This is a genomic window from Embleya sp. NPDC005971 (assembly GCF_040629175.1).
Classification (GTDB): Bacteria; Actinomycetota; Actinomycetes; order Streptomycetales; family Streptomycetaceae; genus Embleya.
This window is the reverse complement of record NZ_JBEXUX010000161.1, coordinates 1-3,700: the sequence shown is the minus strand read 5'-3', so window position 1 is coordinate 3,700 and position 3,700 is coordinate 1. Positions and strand designations below refer to the sequence as shown.

The 3,700-nt window shown below is 71.0% G+C and carries 1 protein-coding gene; it reads left to right on the top strand.

Annotated elements, in window-relative coordinates; translation table 11 throughout:
* The coding region (locus ABZ374_RS48225; RefSeq protein WP_360325120.1) for a type I polyketide synthase at positions 1–3,700 on the top strand (3,700 nt) is incomplete at both ends.

Genomic DNA, 3,700 nt, shown 5'->3' with positions numbered 1-3,700 from the left:
AGGTGCCGGTCGGTTGGTCGTTCGAGCAGGCGGCGTCGGTGCCGGTGGTGTTCCTGACGGCGTATCACGGGCTGGTGGGGTTGGCCGGGTTGCGGCCCGGTGAGTCGGTGCTGGTGCATGCGGGTGCGGGTGGTGTGGGGATGGCGGCGGTGCAGATCGCGCGTCATCTGGGTGCCGAGGTGTTCGCGACGGCGAGTGAGGGCAAGTGGGACGCGTTGCGGGGTTTGGGTCTGGACGATGCGCATATCGCCTCGTCGCGGACTCTGGACTTCGAGGAGCGGTTCCGTGCGGCGACCGGTGGTCGTGGTGTGGATGTGGTGTTGAACTCGCTTGCGGGTGAGTTCGTGGACGCGTCGTTGCGGTTGTTGGCCGACGGCGGCCGGTTGTTGGAGATGGGCAAGACCGACATCCGGGATGCGGAGGCGGTGCAGGCGGCCCATCCGGGTGTCTCGTATCAGGCGTACGACCTGTTGGACGTGGGTCCGGAGCGCATCGGGGCGTTGCTCGGCGACCTGTTGGGCCTGTTCGAGGCGGCTGTCCTGGAGCCGCTTCCGGTGCGGTCGTTCGATGTGCGGCGGGCGCCGGAGGCGTTCCGGTTCATGTCGCAGGCGCGGCACGTGGGCAAGTTGGTATTGGGCATGCCGGTGCCGCTCGACCCGGACGGCACGGTGCTGATCACCGGCGGGCCCGGCACGCTCGGCGCCCTGGTGGCCCGCCATCTCGTCAGCCGATACGGCATTCGCAACCTGGTGTTGGCCAGCCGTCGGGGGCCGGACGCACCCGGCGCCCGGGAGTTGACGGACGACCTGGTGGCCCTCGGCGCCCGCGTGGTCGTCGAGGCGTGTGACACGGCCGATCGGGAAGCCGTCGCCGCGCTGCTCGCCCGAATACCCGTGGCTGCCCCGCTCACCGCGATCGTGCATGCCGCCGGTGTCGTCGACGACGGCCTGATCGAGTCGATGACCCCCGAACAGCTCGGGCACGTGCTGCGCGCGAAGGTCGACGGCGCGATCAACCTGCACGAACTGACCGCCGACCACGACCTCTCCGCCTTCGTGCTCTTCTCCTCGGTCGCCGGCCTGCTGGGCACCCCGGGGCAGGCCAACTATGCCGCCGCGAACACGTTCCTGGACGCCCTCGCCGCCCGCCGTCGGTTCGCCGGGCTTCCCGGCACCTCCGTCGCATGGGGTCTGTGGGCCGACGCGAGCGGCATGACCGGGCAACTCGGCCGCCGGGATCTGGCCCGGATGCGCCGCGCCGGCATCGTCGCGATGACCGCCGAACAGGGCCTCGGCCTGCTCGACGCGGCCCTGCACCTCGGTGCCGCGAACCTCGCCGCCGTCCGGCTGGACCACACGGCACTCGGGGCGCAAGCCACCCAGGGCGCGACTCCCGCACTGTTGCGCGGCCTGGTGCGCACCCGGGCCCGCCGTGCCGCGCAGGTCGCGGTGGCGGCAGTGGGCGGTGAATCCGCCCTGTCCCAACGGCTGTCGGGGCGGTCCGGGGCGGAACAGGAGCAACTGCTCACCGACTTGGTCCGGACCCAGGCCGCCCTCGTGCTCGGCCACACGTCGGCCGACCTGATCGGGGCGGAACAAACCTTCAAGGCGGTGGGGTTCGACTCCCTTGCCGCGGTCGAACTGCGCAACCGGCTCAATGCCGCGACCGCCCTGCACCTCTCCGGCTCGCTGACCTTCGACTACCCGACACCGGTCGCGCTGGCCCGGCACCTCAAGACCCGGATTCTGGGTGAACCGGGTGCGACACCCACCGCGTTGCCCGCACCCACGGTGTCGGTCGGGGACGACGAACCGATCGCGATCGTCGGCATGGCCTGCCGGTTCCCGGGCGGTGTCGGCTCGCCGGAGGACCTGTGGCGGCTGGTGGCCGAGGGCCGCGACGCGATCGGCGACTTCCCGACCGACCGCGGCTGGGACCTGGAGGGCATCTACGACCCCGACCCGGACAGCTCGGGCAAGACCTACGTCCGTGCGGGCGGCTTCCTCGACCGGGTCGCCGACTTCGACGCCGAGTTCTTCGGGATCTCGCCGCGTGAGGCGTTGGCGATGGATCCGCAGCAGCGGTTGTTGCTGGAGTCGTCGTGGGAGGTGTTCGAGCGGGCCGGGATCGACCCCGCACCGCTGAAGGCGAGTGCGACCGGTGTCTTCATCGGTGCCGTGTCGCAGGACTACGGGCCGTTGCTGAGCCGCACGCCGGAAGCCGTCGAGGGCTACCGACTCACCGGCACCACCGGCAGTGTCGCCTCGGGCCGACTGGCCTACTCCTTCGGGTTCGAGGGCCCGGCGGTGACCGTGGACACGGCCTGCTCCTCGTCGCTCGTCGCCCTGCATCTGGCCTCCCAGGCCCTGCGCCGGGGCGAGTGCACGATGGCACTGGCCGGCGGCGCGACCATCATGTCCAGCCCCGACATGTTCATCGAGTTCAGTCGCCAACGGGGACTGGCCGACGACGGCCGCTGCAAGGCGTTCGCGGACGGTGCCGACGGCACGGCCTGGTCCGAGGGCGTCGGCGTGCTGCTGATGGAGCGGCTCTCGGACGCGCAGCGCAATGGCCACCGGGTACTTGCCGTGGTCCGCGGCTCCGCGGTGAATCAGGACGGTGCGAGCAACGGGCTGACCGCGCCGAACGGTCCGTCGCAGCAGCGGGTGATCCGGCAGGCGTTGGCGAACGGTCGGTTGAGTGCGCGGGACGTGGATGCGGTCGAGGCGCACGGGACCGGTACCACGCTCGGCGACCCAATCGAGGCGGAGGCGTTGCTGGCCACGTACGGCCGCGACCGCGGCGACCAACAGCCGCTGTATCTCGGGTCGTTGAAGTCGAACATCGGCCATGCCCAGGCGGCCTCGGGCGTCGGCGGCGTGATCAAGATGATCATGGCGCTGCGCGAGGGTGTACTGCCGCGCACGCTGCATGTCGACGCGCCGTCCTCGCATGTGGACTGGACGGCGGGCGACGTGCGCTTGCTGACCGAGGCGCGGGAGTGGCCGGACACGGGTCGGCCGCGGCGAGCGGGTGTCTCTTCGTTCGGGATCAGCGGTACGAACGCGCATGTGGTGCTGGAACAGGCGCCCGCCACGACACCGGAGCCGTTGGCGGAGCCGGAACGGGGAGCCGATCCGGCCGGGGTTCCGGCGCAGGATCCGCCGGGGTTGGCACTGCCGTTCGTACTGTCCGGTGCCTCGGATGTCGCGTTGCGGGCACAGGCGGGCCGGCTGATCTCGTTCCTCGCCGATCGGGTGGAGGCCGAACCGGGAGCACTGGCCCTGGCGTTGGCCGCATCGCGGTCGGCACTGGAGCATCGTGGCGTCGTACTGGCCGGGAACCCTGCCGAGTTGACGGCGGGCCTGGAGGCGCTGGCGGCCGGCGTACCCGCGACGGGTGTGGTGCAGGGGATCGCACAGGCTGCGCGCCGGACGGTCTTCGTTTTTCCTGGTCAGGGTTCGCAGTGGTTGGGGATGGCTGCGGGGTTGTTGGGTTCGTCGCCGGTGTTCGCGGGGCGGGTTGCCGAGTGTGAGGCGGCTCTTGCGCCGTTCGTGGACTGGTCGTTGGTGTCGGTGTTGCGGTCCGAGTCGCAGGAGTGGCTGGACCGGGTCGACGTCGTTCAGCCGGTGTTGTGGGCGGTGATGGTTTCGTTGGCCGAGTTGTGGCGGTCGTTCGGGGTCGAGCCGGGTGCGGTGGT